General features: G+C 45.3%; 18 protein-coding genes and 1 pseudogene. 10 read left to right on the top strand and 9 right to left on the bottom strand.

Annotated features, from left to right (window positions below):
* Nucleotides 1-50: 50 nt before the first annotated feature.
* Nucleotides 51-455 carry a CBS domain-containing protein gene (locus HQN90_RS15805; protein WP_173220329.1) on the bottom strand — a complete coding sequence of 135 codons (405 nt, stop codon included), beginning with the start codon at nucleotides 453-455 and terminating at the stop codon, nucleotides 51-53.
* A 306-nt stretch (nucleotides 456-761) separates the two neighbouring features.
* On the opposite strand from HQN90_RS15805, the gene HQN90_RS15800 reads away from it, so the two are divergent.
* The 3 genes from HQN90_RS15800 (at nucleotide 762) to HQN90_RS15790 (ending at nucleotide 3777) form a co-directional block, all read left to right on the top strand.
* On the top strand, nucleotides 762-1136 hold the full coding sequence (locus HQN90_RS15800; protein WP_173220327.1) for a BlaI/MecI/CopY family transcriptional regulator: 375 nt from the start codon (nucleotides 762-764) through the stop codon (nucleotides 1134-1136).
* A 68-nt stretch (nucleotides 1137-1204) separates the two neighbouring features.
* Nucleotides 1205-2644, top strand: coding sequence for a M56 family metallopeptidase (locus HQN90_RS15795; protein WP_173220325.1), 1440 nt, complete (start codon nucleotides 1205-1207; stop codon nucleotides 2642-2644).
* Nucleotides 2645-2802: 158 nt separating this feature from the next.
* A complete protein-coding gene (locus HQN90_RS15790; RefSeq protein ID WP_173220323.1) occupies nucleotides 2803-3777 on the top strand; it encodes a Gfo/Idh/MocA family protein in 975 nt (324 codons plus the stop codon).
* Between the two features lie 46 nt (nucleotides 3778-3823).
* Here the strand turns inward: HQN90_RS15790 and HQN90_RS15785 are convergent, their stop codons facing one another.
* Nucleotides 3824-4240: a MarR family winged helix-turn-helix transcriptional regulator gene (locus HQN90_RS15785; RefSeq protein ID WP_173220321.1), complete on the bottom strand. Its 417-nt coding sequence runs from the start codon at nucleotides 4238-4240 to the stop codon at nucleotides 3824-3826.
* Nucleotides 4241-4361: 121 nt separating this feature from the next.
* Here HQN90_RS15785 and HQN90_RS15780 point away from each other — a divergent pair, with 121 nt between their 5' ends.
* On the top strand, nucleotides 4362-5807 hold the full coding sequence (locus HQN90_RS15780) for an MDR family MFS transporter (protein ID WP_173220319.1): 1446 nt from the start codon (nucleotides 4362-4364) through the stop codon (nucleotides 5805-5807).
* Nucleotides 5808-5830: 23 nt separating this feature from the next.
* Here HQN90_RS15780 and HQN90_RS15775 read toward each other — a convergent pair whose 3' ends face one another.
* A complete protein-coding gene (locus HQN90_RS15775; RefSeq protein ID WP_173220317.1) occupies nucleotides 5831-6259 on the bottom strand; it encodes an Lrp/AsnC family transcriptional regulator in 429 nt (142 codons plus the stop codon).
* Nucleotides 6260-6386: 127 nt separating this feature from the next.
* Here HQN90_RS15775 and HQN90_RS15770 point away from each other — a divergent pair.
* Together HQN90_RS15770 and HQN90_RS15765 are read left to right on the top strand one after the other, a co-directional pair.
* Nucleotides 6387-6996, top strand: a pseudogene (locus HQN90_RS15770) (MBL fold metallo-hydrolase).
* A 305-nt stretch (nucleotides 6997-7301) separates the two neighbouring features.
* On the top strand, nucleotides 7302-7703 hold the full coding sequence (locus HQN90_RS15765; protein WP_173220576.1) for an NUDIX hydrolase: 402 nt from the start codon (nucleotides 7302-7304) through the stop codon (nucleotides 7701-7703).
* Here HQN90_RS15765 and HQN90_RS15760 read toward each other — a convergent pair.
* The 3 genes from HQN90_RS15760 to HQN90_RS15750 form a co-directional block, all read right to left on the bottom strand.
* Complete coding sequence (locus tag HQN90_RS15760) at nucleotides 7677-7859, bottom strand: hypothetical protein (RefSeq protein ID WP_173220315.1); 183 nt, start codon at nucleotides 7857-7859, stop codon at nucleotides 7677-7679. The two genes, HQN90_RS15765 and HQN90_RS15760, sit on opposite strands and share 27 nt — an antisense overlap.
* Before the next feature lie 209 nt (nucleotides 7860-8068).
* Complete coding sequence (locus tag HQN90_RS15755) at nucleotides 8069-8449, bottom strand: hypothetical protein (RefSeq protein WP_173220313.1); 381 nt, start codon at nucleotides 8447-8449, stop codon at nucleotides 8069-8071.
* Nucleotides 8450-8534: 85 nt separating this feature from the next.
* On the bottom strand, nucleotides 8535-9407 hold the full coding sequence (locus HQN90_RS15750) for a pentapeptide repeat-containing protein (RefSeq protein ID WP_246362470.1): 873 nt from the start codon (nucleotides 9405-9407) through the stop codon (nucleotides 8535-8537).
* A gap of 375 nt (nucleotides 9408-9782) precedes the next feature.
* Between HQN90_RS15750 and HQN90_RS15745 the strand changes: the two genes are divergently transcribed.
* The 3 genes from HQN90_RS15745 (at nucleotide 9783) to HQN90_RS15735 (ending at nucleotide 13454) form a co-directional block, all read left to right on the top strand.
* The gene (locus HQN90_RS15745; RefSeq protein WP_246362466.1) at nucleotides 9783-11111 is read left to right on the top strand and encodes an IS91 family transposase; all 1329 of its coding nucleotides are present in this window, start codon (nucleotides 9783-9785) and stop codon (nucleotides 11109-11111) included.
* 291 nt (nucleotides 11112-11402) lie between these two features.
* Nucleotides 11403-12914, top strand: coding sequence for a phospholipase D family protein (locus HQN90_RS15740; protein ID WP_246362464.1), 1512 nt, complete (start codon nucleotides 11403-11405; stop codon nucleotides 12912-12914).
* Nucleotides 12915-13052: 138 nt separating this feature from the next.
* Nucleotides 13053-13454, top strand: coding sequence for a DUF2188 domain-containing protein (locus HQN90_RS15735; RefSeq protein ID WP_173220309.1), 402 nt, complete (start codon nucleotides 13053-13055; stop codon nucleotides 13452-13454).
* A gap of 320 nt (nucleotides 13455-13774) precedes the next feature.
* On the opposite strand, the gene HQN90_RS15730 is transcribed toward HQN90_RS15735, so the two are convergent.
* Genes HQN90_RS15730 through HQN90_RS15720 form a run of 3 tightly spaced genes read right to left on the bottom strand, consistent with a single transcriptional unit; the run spans nucleotide 13775 to nucleotide 17802 of the window.
* On the bottom strand, nucleotides 13775-15559 hold the full coding sequence (locus HQN90_RS15730; protein WP_173220307.1) for an ABC transporter ATP-binding protein: 1785 nt from the start codon (nucleotides 15557-15559) through the stop codon (nucleotides 13775-13777).
* Nucleotides 15552-17321, bottom strand: a complete 1770-nt coding sequence (locus HQN90_RS15725) for an ABC transporter ATP-binding protein (protein ID WP_173220305.1) — start codon at nucleotides 17319-17321, stop codon at nucleotides 15552-15554. The genes HQN90_RS15730 and HQN90_RS15725 overlap by 8 nt, the downstream gene beginning before the upstream one ends.
* A 34-nt stretch (nucleotides 17322-17355) precedes the next feature.
* Entirely contained in the window at nucleotides 17356-17802 is a 447-nt protein-coding gene (locus tag HQN90_RS15720) for a MarR family winged helix-turn-helix transcriptional regulator (RefSeq protein ID WP_173220303.1), read from the bottom strand.
* 197 nt (nucleotides 17803-17999) lie between these two features.
* Between HQN90_RS15720 and HQN90_RS15715 the strand changes: the two genes are divergently transcribed.
* Nucleotides 18000-18218: a hypothetical protein gene (locus HQN90_RS15715; protein ID WP_173220301.1), complete on the top strand. Its 219-nt coding sequence runs from the start codon at nucleotides 18000-18002 to the stop codon at nucleotides 18216-18218.
* Nucleotides 18219-18220 lie beyond the last annotated feature (2 nt).

Raw genomic sequence — 18220 nt, 5'->3', positions numbered from 1 at the left:
ATCTTATAAATCAGCCCTCTTCCTAATGTGTTGTTTCTGCCATAGATGAATCAATCTGTAATATTGCGCATGTAGTACTCGATGATATCTTTGCGGCGAATAATGCCAACGAAGAGATGGTCATCATCAACGACGGGTACAAAATTCTGATCGGCGGCAAGCGCCAGCATATCTTCCATGTGAGCATGCAAGGAGACAGATTCATTGCGAATATGCTTTTCAATATTGCTAACCTGAATGTGATCCATGTTATCGAAAGTGAGGCCTGGCGTGTCTTTCATTGTCCACAGCAGATCGCCTTCCGAAAGTGTGCCAACGTATTTCCCATCTTCGTCAACAATGGGAAGAGCTGTGTAATAATGCTGTTCTAGCTGTTCTAATGCTTCCTTCATGGAAGATGTCGAAGTGATAAAGGATACTTTATCTTTGGGTAATAGAAAAGAGGCAGTTTTCATAGTTTTTGATTACCTTTCCCTGAATTTTCAATTCCCTATATGTATATTTAAACATACTTTGCCGTTAAAGGCATTGAAAAATCTTTCCATTACATAATAAGACGCATGGAAATGTTATTTTGTTCAGTATCTTTTACCCAGTTCATCAGATTTGAAACAAGGCTGGCTTATTCACTCCATTTTTATATGGAGAACAAATAGGTCTTGTTGTTTTGTTCAAAAGAATACAAGTTGACACCGCGAGATTACAAGTGTAATATGATGAATGTATTACAAGTGTAATCTAACTAGATAGGAGGTAAGCCTGTGACCCAAGTTCCCCAAATCTCCGATGCGGAGTGGGAAGTGATGAAAGTTTTATGGGCCAAATCGCCCTGCACCGCTAATGAAGTGATTGAAGTTCTAGAGAGTCGTACGGAGTGGAAGCCCAAAACCGTAAGAACACTTTTGAACCGATTAGCTCAAAAAGAAGCTATTTCTTATACCTTAGTTCACAAAGTGTATGCGTATTTCCCTCTCGTGTCGGCAGACGAATGTGTGAAGTCGGAAACCGATTCTTTCCTGAAAAGAATATACGGCGGGGCGTTTAAACCGCTGCTCGTTAACTTTTTGAAAGAAGAGAAGCTATCGCCGGAAGAAATCAAAGAATTGAAAAATATCCTTGATGACAAATCGAAATGATCCCCTAAAGGGCTGCATGCAATCTGCCGCAACCTCTTGGGGGCGAAGTTGGAAAGGGAGAATCACCTGTGACTCAACTGCTTGAACAACTTATTCCATTGTTTCATTGGGTATGGTCTGTCTCGGCGATGGCTAGTGTCTTGGTTGGATTCATCATTGTGATGCAGAAAGTGCTTAAAGCTCATTTGAAGCCCAGATGGCATTACATATTGTGGCTGCTCGTTATTCTGCGGTTAATTATGCCTTGGAGCCCAGAAAGCAAATTAAGTATTTATAATTGGGTCGGTACGCCGGAAGTCGTCCAATCTGTTGTTCACTTCGATCAAGCTGAATCAGCTTTAAGTCTGGATGAACATGAATCACCAGGCGCGAAGACACCAATCTTTTATCGCCTTTTACTGGCAGCTTGGCTGCTTGGCGTAGTTTTATTAGGGACTTATACTTTGAGCATTAACCTGAAGTTTGCGCGGAAATTAAAGCAAGAAACGGCAGCCGTCTCGGATGAAAGAATACGACAGCTATTCAGCCAAAGTAAAAAACGGATGGGAATCCAGGGTCACATTGCCTTGGTTGCTTCTGATGATTTAGCATCTCCATCGCTGTTTGGATTTATGAAACCTCAATTAATTATGCCGACAGTTTTGTTGCACAATTTGAATGACGAGCAATTGCAGCACGTCTTCCTTCACGAGCTTGCCCACAGCAAGCGCAAAGATATTTGGGTGAATGGCTTTATGCATGCGCTGCTCATCATTCACTGGTTTAATCCCATCCTCTGGTACGCGTATCGCCGAATGCGCGAAGACCAAGAAATTGCGAGTGATGCGCTTGCGTTAAGCTGCCTTGCTCCTGACAAAAGCCAAGCTTACGGCTATACGCTTATCACATTGCTGGAAAGTTTTTCGAAACGCAATCAAGTGTTTGGAAATGTCAATCTGGCTGGAAATAAAGCTCAATTACAAAGGAGAATTCTGATGATTAAACAGTTTAAGCTTCATTCCTATCGCTGGTCTTTTCTTGGATTAGCAACTATGCTCTTCATTAGCGGCTGCACATTAACGAGTCCTGATGCGAGTCAAAGCGCTAAACAATCCATGAGTGCCACAGCCACTGATAAACCTCAAGAAACAGCATCTCCAGATACAAGTCTAAAAACAAATGATGAGAAAACGGCCACCTCAGACACGGCATTATCGGCTCCAACACCAACGCCAAGCCTATCTCCATCCGCGGCATCAAGTGATAAGCAAAGTCCTGTTGCTGCCCAAGAGCAGCTGCCGACAGCATCTGCTCGTGTACCACAGCCTGTTCCTGCTGCCGATCAAAAAGGCGTGCGATCCGATACAGGTGTCAGACCGACAGCTGCTCCACAGCCGAAAGCCAGCACGAGGGAAGAATCGCCTAGAGCTGTTCCTTCGACAGAGCCCCAGCAAATTGTGGCCCAGGAAAAGACAGTAAGACCGGCTCCAGTAAGTGAGCCCCAATTCTTTGAACAGCCGCGGAACTAAGCGCAATACGCTTATGAAACAAAAAGCTGATTCTATCCTAGAGATGGAATCAGCTTTTTCGTGCAAGTTGCCGCATCAAATTTAGACTATACTTATTTGGAATTAACGAACATAATGGAGATATATCAACGAATCCAACAGGGAGGAAGTAGACATACATGCTGAAGATAGCGATTGTAGGTACGGGATGGTTTGCCGATATACATGCAGATTTGCTTACTGCGAGAAATGATGCGAAGGTTGTAGCTTTTGTAGGCACGACAGTGGAGAAAGCTGAGAAGTTGGCACTGCGATATGCAGGCTCGCAAGCTTTTGATCATTTGGAACAGATGCTGGATACATGCAAGCCAGATGCCGTTTATATTTGTGTGCCGCCAATGGCGCACGGTTACATAGAAGAAACAGTTATTGCGCGCGGTATTCCATTTTTGGTGGAGAAGCCGCTTGGCATCGAAGAAGAATCTGTTCAGCATATTCTATCATTAGTAGAAAGCAAAAAACTTATTACCTCGGTAGGCTATCATGTGAGGTATACAGACGCAGCCCAAACGGCCCGAAAATTGCTGGAAACCAGAATAATCGGAATGGCAACCGGCAGTTGGATGGGGAGCATGCCCGGTGTCTCATGGTGGCGGAAGCAGAACGGTTCCGGAGGTCAATTCATTGAGCAAACCACACATATTGTGGATCTAGTCCGGTACCTGATCGGTGAAGTGGACGAAGTGTATGCCGTTTACGCACAGCGCCATATGCACACCGTTCATGATCATGTGGAAGTAGCTGATGTTGGAGCAGTGACCTTGAAATTAGCTAATGGAGCTATCGCCACGTTGACTAATACGTGTATGCTGCCATTCGGGCACAAGGCAGGGCTGGAGTTGTATACGGATCAAGGTGTTCTGGAAATTGAGCAAAGCCGCTATTTGAAACATATTGAAAAAACGCAAACAACGGAGTATTTCGACGCAGCTAATCCGTATGAACGAGAATCCGAAGCTTTCCTGCACGCCATCAAGACAGGAGATCGGTCACTTATTTTGAGCGATTATGCCGATGCCGTGAAGAGCTTCCGCGTAACAACTGCCGCGCTGCAATCGTCAATCAGCGGCTTGCCGATCAAGCTTCGGTCATAAACAGAGGATCAGCGTATGTAAAAGAAGAGCGAACGGGTGGCTGCGTTCACTCTATAAATGTACGATTTAGTCTAGCTAACAGCGCCCCGAATGTTTGGCGTTCCTCATCTGTCCAGTCTTTGAACAACTGCGCGTGTCTAGCCAACCGCGCTTTTTTGGCTTCCATGACTCTATACATTCCTTCCTCCGTGACCTCAAAATTGCTGGATCTTCCATCCATGGGATCAGGCAATCGCCGAATATACCCCTTTGCTTCCAACACAGTCGTTTGTCTGCTGATCGTGGAGATATCCAAGCGAAATTCGCTTGCTAAAGCCTTTACACCAACCGGTCCACTTTTGGAAAGTTGGGTAAGAAGCGTATAGGTCGACCGGTCGAGGCCACCTAATTCTTTATCCAATGACGTACGACGAATCAGGACGACTAATTCATAATCAAGAAGTTCCAAATCTTCTGTTTTCATCCAAACATCCATCCTTTTCTAGAAATGCGCTTGACATTCAATTATCTAGTTGTACAATACAAGTATACATAAATGATTGTATTATTCAACTACTTCTTAAGTAAAGTAGGTGCAAGATTTCATGGGAAATCAAGCTAATCGCAATTCATCATTCTGGTTTATTATTTTATCTATCTTTTTCGGCAATTTCATGTCCATACTCAGCTCGACTACGATCAATGTAGCATTTCCGGTATTTATGAAGGATTTTCATGCCGAATTAGGTGCGGTTCAGTGGATGATTACCGGATTTCTGCTGGCAACCGGGGTCGTCGCTCCCGTAGTAGGTTATTTCGGAGACCGCTGGAGCTACAAGAGGCTGTATCTATTCGCCTTGTCAGGTTTCACACTGTTCTCAGGCTTATGTACGATTGCCTGGAATATTGAATCCTTAGTCGTGTTTCGAATCCTGCAAGGGGTCTTCAGCGGTTTAATTATTCCTACTACGATGACGATGATTTATCAATTTATTGAAAAAGACAGACAGGCGTTTGCGATGAGCTTATGGAGCTTGTCCTCCATGCTTGCTCCGGCATTTGGCCCGACATTGGGAGGATGGCTTACCGAATATTTCGGCTGGAGATCCTTATTTATCCTCAATCTGCCCATCGGCATTGTGGCCATCGCCGTTGCGTTTAAATGTCTGCCTTTGCACAAAACGGCCCCAACCAAGTCCTTTGATTTGCCCGGTTTTGTGACAGTTCTCATCAGCAGTTCGTTCATTATTCTAGCCTTCAGCGAAGGGAATGGATGGGGGTGGACTTCTTGGAAAACACTCTCTTTTCTGATCGTGGGTGCTGCGACATTAGCCTACTTCATTCGTAGGGAGCTCACGGTGAAGGATCCCTTGCTAAATCTAAGCGTATTTCGCACCAACCGCTTTACGTACAGCCTGATTATTAATTGTATAATAACAGCTTCCTTGTACTCAGGAACATTCCTAATCCCCATTTTCCTTCAAGACATTCAGCAATCTACCGCTTTGAATACGGCGTTGGTTCTACTGCCCGGTTCCATCGTGATGGCGTTCTTTTCACCTATCGTTGGGAAGCTTTATGCGCGCACAGGTCCTTTTTGGCTCATCCTTAGCGGGATTGTGCTGTTGATTGTTTCAACCTGGGAGTTAAGCCATGTGAAGCTCCAGGCAACCCATATGTACATTGCTGTATGGATGACGATTCGATATGTGGGAATTGCCTTTGCTTTTATGCCGGTTATGAATGCCGGCATGTCAGCGATTTCCAAAGAGAAGTCCGGTCATGCTTCAGCCGTTACGAACTGGGTGCGCCAAGCAACGGGCGCTTTATCCATTGGTATTTTCAGTTCATTGCTCGCTGCACGTTCATCAACGCACATCAAACAATTGAATGAAGCTGCAGCGGCAGGAACGCCTTTCTTACGAGAGCAAGGAATGACGTTAGGCGTGCAGGATGTCTTCTTAGCCGCTACGATAATTTGTGTGATTGCCATTCCACTAACCTTTTTGTTAAAAGAGAAGCGGAAGAAGAGGCAATCACTAACTGCTTAAGAGCTGCTATCGCTCTGATTTGGCTATTTAATTTGTCCAATTGATAAGCTGATCTTGTAGTTGCCATAGTGCAAGAGCTCGTCAAGAAAGGCATTTAATTCAACCATAGAAGGGACGCGAACTCGCATCCAATAGCAGCCGTCCCCGCTTACCCGATGCATTTCCGTTACCATTTCACTGCTCTGGACAAAAGTTACGAAGGATGAATGGGAAATGGTCATTTTCATAAACATAGTCACAAAAGCGTGAACGGTTAAGCCAATTTTCTCAGGATTCCAAAGTAATGTATACCCTTCAATAATGCCTGAATCCTGCATTTTTCGGATACGAGCCCCAACGGCTTGTCCGGTCAAATGCACGAGTTCTCCAATTTCCTTATGAGGGCGAATCGCATTTTCCAATAAAACTTGTAAAATCGCAAGATCTGTCTCATCTATACGATTGGCGAGCATTACGTCATTCTCCTTTCAGAATGAAACAAGAAACGGCAATTTCGTTTCATTGCATGATGTAAGGATGTTTGCTTATCTTCTATAATCGTAACATTACCATATAAAGAAAGAGATGAGGTAGGTTTTTATGAAACTTCGATTAATTCGTCATGCAACGCTTTGGTTAAATTATGCAGGTGTTCAGTTCTTAATTGATCCGATGTTTAGCGATCAGGGCATCAATCCGCCGATTGTTAATACAACGAACGAAAGAAGAAATCCGCTTGTTTCACTGCCTATTTCCTCAGAGGAAATGCTGGCTTTGTCGCCTGATGCGATCATCGTCACTCACTTGCACCCTGATCATTGGGATGTTGCAGCCAAAGAAGCGCTTAACAAGGAAACGGCGCTTTATTGTCAGCCGGGAAACGACTCCGAATTCACAGCCTCAGCCGACGGTCTATCTCGCAGGCGATACGATATGGTGCAAGGAAGTTCAAAGTGCGCTGGATAAGTATCAGCCTGATGTAACCATTGTCAATGCAGGAGGTGCACAGTTTGCTGTTGGGGAGCCCATTACGATGAATGCTTCTGATGTGATACAAGTATGCCAATACGCTCCTTATACCAAAGTTGTCACGGTGCATATGGATACGATCAACCACTGCTTAGTAACCAGAGAAGAATTGCGAAAAAGGCTTACGGATGAGAAATGGATAGATCATGTCGCAATACCGCAAGACGGTGAATGGGTCTGACCACAGGGAGATTTAGGGTTTCCCGCAAACGCCGTAAAAAATATTGAGGAATGGGTGTGAGGGTGGAAAGGCGCTTTGCGGTGGGAACCCCACATCCATCCCTCCCCATGAACAAAAGTATGGGTTTACACGCAAAAGGACCGGCAGGATTTGTTTCCTGACGGTTTTTCTTATTTTGTGCCGTAGGCGGGATATCGTTCTTGGTATCTGCTATTTCGGATGATCCATTCGTTTCGAATACGGGATTTGCCTTTATAAGGCGGTGCATCTATAATGCTAGAAAAAGCAATCGAGGGAGATAAATGATGTCAACGATAATCGACAAAATAGCATGGATTCATGTGGTAGATGGTCAAATCCTATGTGCGCGTTCGCACGGAAAAGAGCTCTATTATATTCCCGGAGGAAAAAGAGATCCCGGTGAAACCGATCATGAAACGCTTATACGTGAAATTGAAGAAGAACTGTCTGTTCAAATTAAGCCGGAGACAATCGCCTACGTGGGAACGTTTGAAGCGCAAGCGGATGGGAAATCAGAGGGGACGTTCGTTAAAATGACCTGCTACACGGCAGATTTCGCAGGCGAACTAAGGCCAGCGTCGGAAATAGCCGAGCTTGTTTGGCTAACCGCTGAAGAAACAGACCGTGTTTCGGCTGTTTGCCAGCTTATTTTTGACCAATTACGTGAATTGAAGTGGCTTTCTTAAACTTTCTAAATCCTGCGAGATTCTCAGCAAATCCTCCGTAATATCGAGACAGGATGTCACGATATCCTTTAACTCTATCCAGCCTTCATCCATCTCGGTTATCATCCGTTCAATATCGCGATAAGTAATTTTTCTTTCTTCACTATTGGACAGCATGTGATCTCTCCTTCTAGTTTGATTTCGATTAGTTCTTTCTTATACTTTTCGTTCCTGTGTTCACTTATGTGGGTGTCTTCAAAAATACAATTATTGGGTATGGGTGGAGGAGGGTATTTAAAGAAAAAAGTGAACCACTATTTGAGTGGCTCACTGATAGAGGACGTGAATATTCCTGTATTGCCTAATCAACATCCGAATACGTTCGCTTATTTTATCCGCACTAAATTGCTTTGCAGCACGGTATCTCCTACTTGAGGAGTAAAGGGAGTGTTCGTAACACCGGTTACATTCGTTATTAGTTTGCGGTCTTCCTGGTGAGTAATGCGAACCTCATATTTAAAAGTTACTTTGGATACATCGGCGAACAAAAAAACAGATTTATTCGGTCGAACGTTCACTGTACACTTTTTAGTGCCGCACGGGCTTACCTTCAAAGGAACAGGTGAACCTGTTGACCAATCGATCACTTGAACCGTAACAGCGCGGTTCGCTGTTCGATTGAGATTAACGACATCGATTAAAGCAAATTTTGTCTTGGGAGCTTTACGTAAAATTCCCGTTGATAACGTGATCCTGTGGACGATCATAATACCACTCCTTTCTTTTATTACAGTAGATGCAAATAAAAGGAAGGTGCTTGTATTTATAAGTGGAATTATTGCTTCTTCAAGCTTATTTCGCTGTCCAATGTTCGGGATGAAGGAGCGACGGAGGAAGCTGGGTGTCAGCATCTCCTTTGGCCGCATTGAGCTGGGATTGGGTCAGGAAAATGCTCTCGGTAAGGTTGGCGCCACTCAAATCGGCGTCTCGCAAATCAGCCCCGATGAGATCGGCTGCTCTCAGATCCGCGCCTCTTAAATTAGCGGCAATCAGATAGGCACCTCGTAAGTTGGCGCATCTTAAGTCTGCGCCCTTGAGGTTTGCCCCGATGAGGTCGGCCCCACGATTGTAAATCTTTTGTTTCTTTGCTGGGTTCTTCTGAAGGCGGCGGGCTTCTGTTCGCACCAACTCACTGGTCTGAAGAAGCAGGATATTCACATCTGCACGGTGAGCTGCCACATCAAGCTCCAGAATAGCGCTTGGACTGAGAAGGGTAAGCTGCTCGGTCTTCGTGAGCGCCCGTTGAAGTTCCTTATGAATGGAGTGGGCGGCTTGGAATGTCAAGGACTCCGATAAATACCAGAGAAGCTCATGAAGCTGCCTCATCATTGGAAAGACCTCGAACATCTGCTTCGCCGAAGCAGGGAACTGACGCCAATCATTTCCATCGTAAGTGATTTGTGAGACCTTCTGGCCGGCACCAAAACAGTCATAAACGGTACATCCTCGAAAGCCAAGCGGCCTTAACTTCGTGTGAACACCGCAGCGGAAGTCAGTCTTCAAGTTGGGACAGGGCTGACCGGCATTCTTGTCCATCGCGAAGTCGGAAGAAGCTGCGAATGGAAGTGCAACACAGCACAAACCAAAGCAGCTCTCACAGTCAGAAACGAGGTTAATTTGATTTCCGGCAGGAGAAATATCAACATACTCGTCTTGTTCATTCAAAACTTGGTCACCGTCCATATTAGTTGTTGTAGTTCTTATATAGTAGTACTTGAAGTTATGCAGCGTCAATCTTTAATTGCGTCACTGCAAGTACCAAGTTACACTGTTATTTTTGCTGTGAGAAAATAATATGTTATAAAGGAGTTGTCGGTCGCGCGCGATCGGCAGTTTTTTTTGACATATAAGAATTTATATGTTTTGGGTTTTGGGGTTAGCGAAGCTAACCCCTTATTTAAACATATAAGAATTTATATGTTTTGGGTTTTGGGGTTAGCGAAGCTAACCCCTTATTTAAAACATATAAGAATTTATATGTTTTGGGTTTTGGGGTTAGCGAAGCTAACCCCTTATTTAAATTTTTGGTAAAATGCAGATATGGACTCGAACATATTAAAACAAATCTTTTTCGATAAGCATCATCACTGGGATGCGTTTGTGCAAAAACATAGTGAACATATTCGGCCCAATGTCCTCAAAGAGGTACAAAAATTCCGTGGTTGTGGAGATCCTAGAAATGGATTCAAAATTCTAGTTTGTGAAGGGTGCCACGATATAAAGAGAGTGCCGTATCGCTGCAAAGGACGTTTTTGCACAACCTGCTCTTGTGGAGAAACGGAAGAGTGGAGCCGAGTATTGCTGGAGGATGTCTTTCAAGTCAATCATCGTCATGTGGTGTTTACCATTGATGAAGGGCTTTGGAGTGTCTTTTTGATGCACCGAAAAATGTTGAAAGAGTTTATGTATGAGGCTGTCCAAATTATTAAGATGCATTTTGAGAAGAAACATAAAATTACTCCTGGTATTATTGCAGGTCTACATACATTTGGCTCACGTTTGAATTTTAATCCGCATGTACATATGTTAGTCACGATGGGTGGAATGAAGTCAAATGGGGAGTGGAAAACGTATGATTACGTGCCGTTTGAAATGCTTAGAAAACAGTGGCAAACCGTGGTGTTGAAACTAATTCGGAAAAGCCTAAACGAAGAAGAAAAGAAACAGGTGCAACCCCGTTTACAGAAAGCCTATTCCGCCAATGGAGAAGGCTTTTATGTGCATGCTCCGAAGCAAAAAGGGAATGTGAAAGAGCAGCTAGGCTACATAGGTCGTTATATGAAACGACCAGCGATTGCATTAAAGAGGATTCAGTCGTATGACGGGGAGTATGTCGTATTTAGCTACCGCGATAAGACAAATGGAGAAGAAAAGACGGAGAAACTGACAGTTGAAGAATTTATTGCACGTGTGATACGTCATATACCGGAAGAGAATTTTAAAACGATTAGGTACTACGGAGTGTATTCACGGAGGCTGAAGAAGATAAGCAAAAAATTAGTGACAGAGTGGCAAAAAGAAGCAAGAAAGTGGGTAGTGCGAGCACAAAGACAACTAAAACGTAGAAATTGGAGAGAGAGGATTCAAAGAAAGACAGGAAAAGATCCACTAGTATGCCAAAAGTGTGAATGTTATTATGAATACAAGGGAGAAGTCTGTCTCGAGGAAGGGATACTAACTGTTAAATATGCAGCATGCGAGAGAACAAGAGGATGCTTGGAAAGGATGATACGAGATCTCACAGGGAAGCAAGAAACCAAAAAACAAAAAGAAAAAACCGCAGTTGTCAGTAAGCAATTATCTGCTGTCGAAGCAGACAGTGAAGTATATATGTTTGACCTGTTCGGAAAACGAAAACATACCGCTTAAGGTTGTGCAAGATTTTGACCGAATGGATCAAGGTGATCCCACAGTCCCGCCACAATTTACATGTGAAAGCTGTGAAGGAGCGATGTATCCAGAGTACTACAAAGGTATTCGTGGATATGAGTACAAAATTACCGATGTGCGTGCAACCTAAAAGGACCGTCAGGATGAACTTCCCTGACGGTTTTTCTTATATGGAGTACGATCTCCAAGCCGCTGTAATGAAATTTGTTTCAACAGAGCTCATTCGTGTTATTAGTTAGAAAAGCAAGACAAGGGAGGGAAGCAGCAGCCATGATAAATAGAAATGGCTCTATCACGAGTGATTGCAATTCAACCAATAAACATATGCTGCTCCGGAAATCGAGGAAGAATCGTGGTCTTCAATTATTTTCAATCGTAGGGATTTTCTTTATCGTGCTCATTACGGCAGTTGCCATCTATCAATCCCACAAGCCGATGCCTCCAGGTATGTCCATGGAAGGTCCGATACATACGGTTTCGGATGGAGACATTCAGTTCCTCTCTGATTTAACGTACAAAGAGGAGGGAACAACTACAACGAAACAAGAACAGATGATTTTCGAACGGATTTATCAAGCGATTGATGAAGCCGAACAATTCATTGTTATAGATATGTTCCTCTATAATGGATTTCACAAGAAGGATCAAACGTTTCCTCCGCTTAGCCGGACACTTACGGATAAGCTCATTGCTGCCAAAGTGAAGCATCCTCAGCTAAACATCGCTGTGATTTCCGATGAAATCAACACCTCCTACGGGTCAAGCCAGGCTACTGAACTCGAGAGATTGCGCGCTGCTGGCATTCCGAGTGTTATTACGGATGTCAACCCGCTGAGGGATTCCACACCTGTATATTCAGCGGGATGGCGAATATTCACGCAATGGTTTGGCCAGTCCGGACATGGATGGCTGCCCAATCCTCTGGCGGATCAGGCTCCTGACATGACGGTTCGATCTTATTTGAAGCTGCTGAATGTCAAAGCAAATCACCGCAAAGTCATCATCACGGACAAGACATTGATTGTCCCTTCTGCCAATGCGCATGACGCAAGCTTTTATAACTCAAACAGTGGTTTCGCTGTAAATGGGGACATTGTTGGCGATGCGCTGCTTAGCGAACGGGCTGCGATTCAACCTCATGCTGAGATGCAGCTTCCTACTTATAAGCCTGCGGGACAAGAAAAGGGCAATATCCAGGTGCGCCTGTTGACCGAAGGCAAAGTTTATCAGCATGTGCTGGAGGAAATTGCCGCAACTAAGTCTGGAGACACGTTATGGATGGGTATGTTTTATTTGGCAGATCGCAAGGTCATCAAGCAACTGCTTGAAGCCTCTACGCGTGGCGTACAGCTGCGGTTAGTTTTGGATCCCAATGAAAATGCATTTGGCAATGACAAAATTGGCTTGCCCAACCGTCCCGTAGCTGCCGAACTGAAGACGAAGTCGGAGGGACAGATTCAAATTCGGTGGTATAACACAACCAAAGAACAATATCATACGAAACTGATGTTTATCGAGAAGAATGATCGTGTTGTCATCCAGAATGGCTCATCCAATTTTACCACACGCAATCTGGACGATTTAAATTTAGAGAGCAACCTGGAGATTACGGCTCCTCTTGACAGCGGGGTTGCGCAGCAGGTTCGGAGCTATTTTGATCGTATATGGAATAACAAAGGGGCGCCGTTTACGCTGGATTACGCAGCCTACGAAGATAAAACGGTTTTCATCAAAAGACTGATGTACACGATCCAGAACTGGCTGAGATTAACAACATATTAACCTTGCGCTGATCATTTCGATCTCAGATCAAGTTTCAATGATGGTGCGCAAGGTTAAAGGATGGTAGGTAGGACTTTATTTGATGCTGGTTCGTCTAGCAAAGTCAGCAATTCATTGTAGAGATGGGAGAGGATGACAATGCCATGGACTAAAAGCAATTATCCGGAATCGTTAAAGAATTTTGAATCACGCACGCGCGATAAAGCTGTTGAAATTGCTAATGCGCTGCTCGAAGAAGGCTATGAAGAAGGGCGTGCAATTGCGATTGCAGCTGCTCAGGCGAAGGAATGGGCCCGTGACCATCCGCAGCGTACACATGCTAACAAAAATGAAGAAATGCGGGGAGCAGGACATCTTCATGTAGTACCCCTAGATGGCAAATGGGCAATTAAGATCGAGGGGACTGAAGATCCGAAGTTTGTCGCCGGGACCAAATCAGAAGCTGTAAAAAAAGCGCAGGAATGGGCCAGTGATGAGAATCAAAGCGCCATCATTCATCGGAAAAACGGTACGGTACAGACCTCTTATAATTATAAATAAAGAGGGGCATTACACCACAGGGTTCGGTGAGTCCATAAACCTGCGAAAGTGCAGGCTTTTTCAACGAAATCGCGTGAAAAGTGGAAAAGCCTGCGATTATGCAGGCTTTCTAGGGCATTTCACCATTACATCAATAAAAAGCTTCAAAAGCCTGCATAATCGCAGGTATTTTTGGCTAAAGCCAGTTCCAATAAGAAAAAAGATGCACTTTTGCAGGTTTGTCAAAAATACATCGCCCAAGCAGCCATACTATCACGGAAATGTAAGGAAAAAGGGATTTCCCACAAGTAGATTACTACTTATTGGAAATCCCTCTTCGCCTATAATGCAGGATAGGGAGCTGCCTGCCGGAATTGGTTAGCGTACAGCTCATAGTAATGGCCGCGGCAGGCCAAAAGCTCTTCGTGAGTGCCTCGTTCCACGATTTCCCCTCCGCGGATGACCAATATCGCACTTGCTTCGCGTATGGTACTGAGGCGATGGGCGATCACGAAGCTCGTTCGCCCTTTCATTAGCACGTTCATCGCTTGCTGGATGTGCAATTCTGTTCGCGTGTCGACGGAGCTCGTCGCCTCGTCGAGTACAAGAATCGCGGGGTCGGCGAGGATCGCCCGCGCGATGGTCAACATCTGCCGTTGGCCTTGACTCAAGTTGCCGCCGTCGGCGGTTAACCTTGCGTCATAGCCATCCGGCAGCTTGCGAATGAATCCGTCCGCGTTGGCTAGTCGCGCGGCGGCTTCGACTTCTTCGTCTGTCGCGTCCAGACGACCGAAGCGGATATTTTCTCGGATCGTATCCGAGAAAAGGTAGACATCCTGCAGCACGATGGCTAATCGGCTGCGGAGACTGTCTTTGTCGAGGTCGCGAATGTCGTGACCATCGATTGCAATTCGCCCCTCGTTGATGTCGTAGAAACGGGTCAGCAAGTTAATGATCGTCGTTTTGCCTGCCCCTGTGGGGCCAACCAAAGCGATCAAATCACCAGGTTTCGCGGTGAACGTGACATCACGGAGCGTGGGAACATCTTTGGTATAAGAAAAGGACACATGTTCGAAACTAACTTCGCCCCGGACCTCTGTTAGAGGCGTTGAGCCTGTGCCAGCTTCGTATTCTGTCTGTTGATCCATCACTTCGAAAACGCGTTCCGCTCCGGCAATGCCGGATTGAATCATATTGTACTGATTAGCCAGATCATTGATCGGACGGCTGAACTGTTTGGAATAGTTCAAAAAGCTGATCACAACGCCAACGAGCGTCCAACCTTTCAAAACCATCCAACCCCCAACTGCCGCTAGGAGAATGAAGCTGAAATGATTGATCATATTCATACTTGGCCCCATCATACCAGAGAGGTGCTGAGCGCCTGTGCCGGCTGTTCGAAGCTGCTCGTTAATGACAGCGAGCTGTTTCACGGAAGCAGCCTCGCGGCGGAACGTTTTGACCACCCTTTGTCCTGAGATGGTTTCTTCAATCAATCCGTTGAGCTCGCCAAGTCGCTGCTGCTGTTCTTTGAACAAGCGCTGAGTTCGTTTGGTAATGAGCTTTGTTGTCATTAGGACGATTGGCACGGTGGTTAAGGTAAGTAAGGTAAGCCAGATATTCAAGGTCAGCATCATGATGAAAGAGCCAACAATCGTAATGATACTGGAAATGAGCTGGGTTAGGTTTTGGCTAAGCGTGGTGGAGACATTGTCGACATCATTGGTTGTTCGGCTCATTAGCTCCCCATGAGTGGTTTGGTCAAAGTAGCGAATGGGCAGCCGGTGCAGGTGATTGAATAAATCCTGACGCATTTCCCAAACCGTTCTTTGGGATACCCCTGCCATCACATAGGTTTGAATCCATGACGCAGCACCGCTGAGCAAATAACTGCCGAGAAGAAGGAGACAAAGTCCAAAAAGTCCGTCCGCATTTCGCGGTAAAATATAATCGTCTATCGCCACGCCAATGAAGTAAGGCCCGAGCAGTGCAAGACCGCTTCCAATAATTGTGAGTAAAATAACGCTAATCAATCCGATTCTCTGTCTACGGAGATAACCCCACATGCGCAGGAGGGTTGCGCCCGTATGCTTGGCGCGTGGTTTGCGCTTGGTGTCTTTAGCCATGAAGGGCAGCCTCCTTTCCTTGCTGTGAGTTATAAATGGCTTGATAAATGGCGCTGGTTGCCAATAGCTCCTCATGTGTCCCTTGCGCGGCAATACGTCCTTCGTCAAAAACAAGGATCTGATCGGCTTGCATGACCGATGAGATGCGCTGCGCGATAATGATGCGGGTGCTGTTTGTCATGAGTGTCTGCAAAGACTGTTGAATGCGTCTTTCCGTGCCAAGGTCAATCGCACTGGTGCTGTCGTCTAGTACGAGCAATGGAGGACGCATTAACAGCGCCCGAGCTAAGGCGATTCGCTGCTTCTGGCCACCGGAGAGATTAACTCCGCGTTGTCCGAGCTTCGCTTCATAGCTGTCCGGAAGCCTGCGGATAAATTCATCCGCTTCTGCAGCCTTGGCTGCGGTCTCAACTTCAGCCTCAAGAGCGTTGGGCTTGCCGAAGCGAATATTGTCGCGAATGGATCCGCTGAACAGAATCGATTGCTGCAGCACGATACCGACTCGGTTGCGCAGACGCTCCACGGGCATGTCGCAGATATCTACGCCATCAAGTAGAATCCGTCCACTTGTAGGGTTATATAAACGCGGAATTAAGCTGACAAGTGTCGATTTACCGCTGCCTGTTGCTCCCAAGATACCGATGGTCTGCCCTGGCATAGCCGTGAATGATATATCCTGAAGCACGTACTGATCAGGCGCAGCCTCGTAAGCAAAGGAGACTTGTTGAAATTCCAGCCGACATCCACCTTCAATTGCTGTAAGAGGAGGTTGATCGATCTGAAGAGGATAAGGTTCATTAAGAATAGACTCGTTCTTATCTGGTTTGGTCTCCAGGACTTCACGAATTCGTTCAGCCGAAACTTGCGCGCGAGAGATGTTCATGAGCGTACTGGTGATAGAGACGAGGGAGAATAAGACCTGTGTGATATAAATGATGAACGCAGCCAAATCACCGATCGCCATGCGACCATTCCATGTTTGTGCGGCGCCTAACCAGATCACCACTACGATACTTATATTCAAAATTAACGTCATCAACGGACCGCTTGTGGCTAATGCGCGTGCCGAGCTCAAACTGGCATCAAGAAGGGCGGTATTGGATTTGCCAAAACGGGTCCGCTCGAAAGCCGCACGAACAAAAGCTTTTATGACTCGTATTCCTGTCGTGCTTTCTTGCATGACAGTGTTAACTTCATCAAGACGCTGCTGCATCTTGCGAAAGAGCGGTGTGGAGCGTTTCATCAGCACATAGAGAATGCCAAATTGAACGGGTACAACGACAAGTAGAATCAAAGACAGACGAGGAGAGATAAGAATAGCCATGATGATGCTGCCTATGAGCAGCGAAAGTTCACGGACGAATTGACGCAGCAGCATTTGCAGCAGATTCAGCATTTGCATCACATCGCCTGTCAGGCGGGTAATGAGCGACCCTGTTGAAATAGTGTCCAACTGGCGGAAAGATAAGGATTGGACTTTCTCGAATAGGCTGAGGCGCAAATCAGCACCAAAATTCTGTGCAGCTTTCACAGCAAAATAAGTGCAGCCCACGCCTCCGATTAGGCCTATCAAAGCGACGACAAGCATGTGCAGGCCTGTTGACCACACCAGACTCAGATTGCCTTGACTAACACCTTGATTTACAATCGCGGCCATTAAGCGAGGCTGAGTGAGATCCATGCACACTTCCATCACCATCAAGAGAGGGGCAAGCAGAGTAATGAACCAGTAAGGCTTAACGAATGATTTCAGTTTCCACATCAAAGGAGTTCCTTTCTTTTTGTTTGTCGGCTAACTAATTGCTCGAATCAGTTTGACGAAGATTATCTTGCATTTGCAGTAGAAGGCGGCGGAATAGCATCAGTTCCTCGGGGAGAAAATTGGCAAAGGTCAACTCATCCGTCGTTCTGATTGCTTCTTTGACATGTATGGTAACCTCCCGGCCCTTGTCTGTCAGATAGACGCGGGTTACACGCTGATCGTGTGGATCTGGCCTCCGTTCAAGCAAGCCTGTTTTCTCCATACGGTCTATCATCACAGTGATTGTTGCAGGTTTATTATGAATTCGGGCAGCGAGCTCATTTTGCCTAAGGCCATCTTCTACGAACAAACTTAGCAGCAGAGGAGGCTGTCCGGGATAAACATCATACTCGTTAATTAATTGATCGATGGTGCGGCGGTGCATTTTCAATAAATGAGACATCATATGTGTAAGAGGTTCATTAATGGGATGTTTGGACATGTAGACATCCTCCTTTTTAGTTAGTCGACTAAATAATAGTTTAGTGGTGACATGGCATACTGTCAATAAGTAATTTTACCGATTAGCAGGACTTTTTATTTTAAATAAACGCCATTTTATGGTACGATATCGTCATTATTTAAGTAAGCATGATGACAAATATGATGTATATACATCCTGAGAGGGCTGCAGAGAAAATGACGGATACCGTAAAGCTTTCCATTGGAGGCACCTATATATTTGCGCCAGATAACCCTAGAAAAACGAAAAATCGCGGCCGAAGATGTACAATTCTTTCTTTTGAATTTGACCAGAATACGAATCAAGTCGAAGTTCGAATTGTTTATCATGATACGAATCGACAGACATCCGTTGAAATAAGTGATTTAAAGCCGATTGATGAAGCAACTGACTAATA

Origin of the sequence: Paenibacillus alba, assembly GCF_013204855.1 — a bacterium.
Lineage (GTDB): Bacteria > Bacillota > Bacilli > Paenibacillales > NBRC-103111 > Paenibacillus_E > Paenibacillus_E alba.
Note: the sequence above shows the minus strand (reverse complement) of the source record. Positions and strands in the feature narration are given on the sequence as shown.

Bases quoted from the DNA above. Each gene is read 5' to 3' on its own strand.
- HQN90_RS15805 (WP_173220329.1), bottom strand. From the start codon at position 455: ATGAAAACTGCCTCTTTTCTATTACCCAAAGATAAAGTATCCTTTATC.
- HQN90_RS15790 (WP_173220323.1), top strand. From the start codon at position 2,803: ATGCTGAAGATAGCGATTGTAGGTACGGGATGGTTTGCCGATATACAT.
- HQN90_RS15785 (WP_173220321.1), bottom strand. From the start codon at position 4,240: ATGAAAACAGAAGATTTGGAACTTCTTGATTATGAATTAGTCGTCCTG.
- HQN90_RS15780 (WP_173220319.1), top strand. From the start codon at position 4,362: ATGGGAAATCAAGCTAATCGCAATTCATCATTCTGGTTTATTATTTTA.
- HQN90_RS15775 (WP_173220317.1), bottom strand. From the start codon at position 6,259: ATGCTCGCCAATCGTATAGATGAGACAGATCTTGCGATTTTACAAGTT.
- HQN90_RS15765 (WP_173220576.1), top strand. From the start codon at position 7,302: ATGTCAACGATAATCGACAAAATAGCATGGATTCATGTGGTAGATGGT.
- HQN90_RS15760 (WP_173220315.1), bottom strand. From the start codon at position 7,859: ATGCTGTCCAATAGTGAAGAAAGAAAAATTACTTATCGCGATATTGAA.
- HQN90_RS15755 (WP_173220313.1), bottom strand. From the start codon at position 8,449: ATGATCGTCCACAGGATCACGTTATCAACGGGAATTTTACGTAAAGCT.
- HQN90_RS15745 (WP_246362466.1), top strand. From the start codon at position 9,783: ATGGACTCGAACATATTAAAACAAATCTTTTTCGATAAGCATCATCAC.
- HQN90_RS15740 (WP_246362464.1), top strand. From the start codon at position 11,403: ATGATAAATAGAAATGGCTCTATCACGAGTGATTGCAATTCAACCAAT.
- HQN90_RS15735 (WP_173220309.1), top strand. From the start codon at position 13,053: ATGCCATGGACTAAAAGCAATTATCCGGAATCGTTAAAGAATTTTGAA.
- HQN90_RS15730 (WP_173220307.1), bottom strand. From the start codon at position 15,559: ATGGCTAAAGACACCAAGCGCAAACCACGCGCCAAGCATACGGGCGCA.
- HQN90_RS15725 (WP_173220305.1), bottom strand. From the start codon at position 17,321: ATGTGGAAACTGAAATCATTCGTTAAGCCTTACTGGTTCATTACTCTG.
- HQN90_RS15720 (WP_173220303.1), bottom strand. From the start codon at position 17,802: ATGTCCAAACATCCCATTAATGAACCTCTTACACATATGATGTCTCAT.
- HQN90_RS15715 (WP_173220301.1), top strand. From the start codon at position 18,000: ATGACGGATACCGTAAAGCTTTCCATTGGAGGCACCTATATATTTGCG.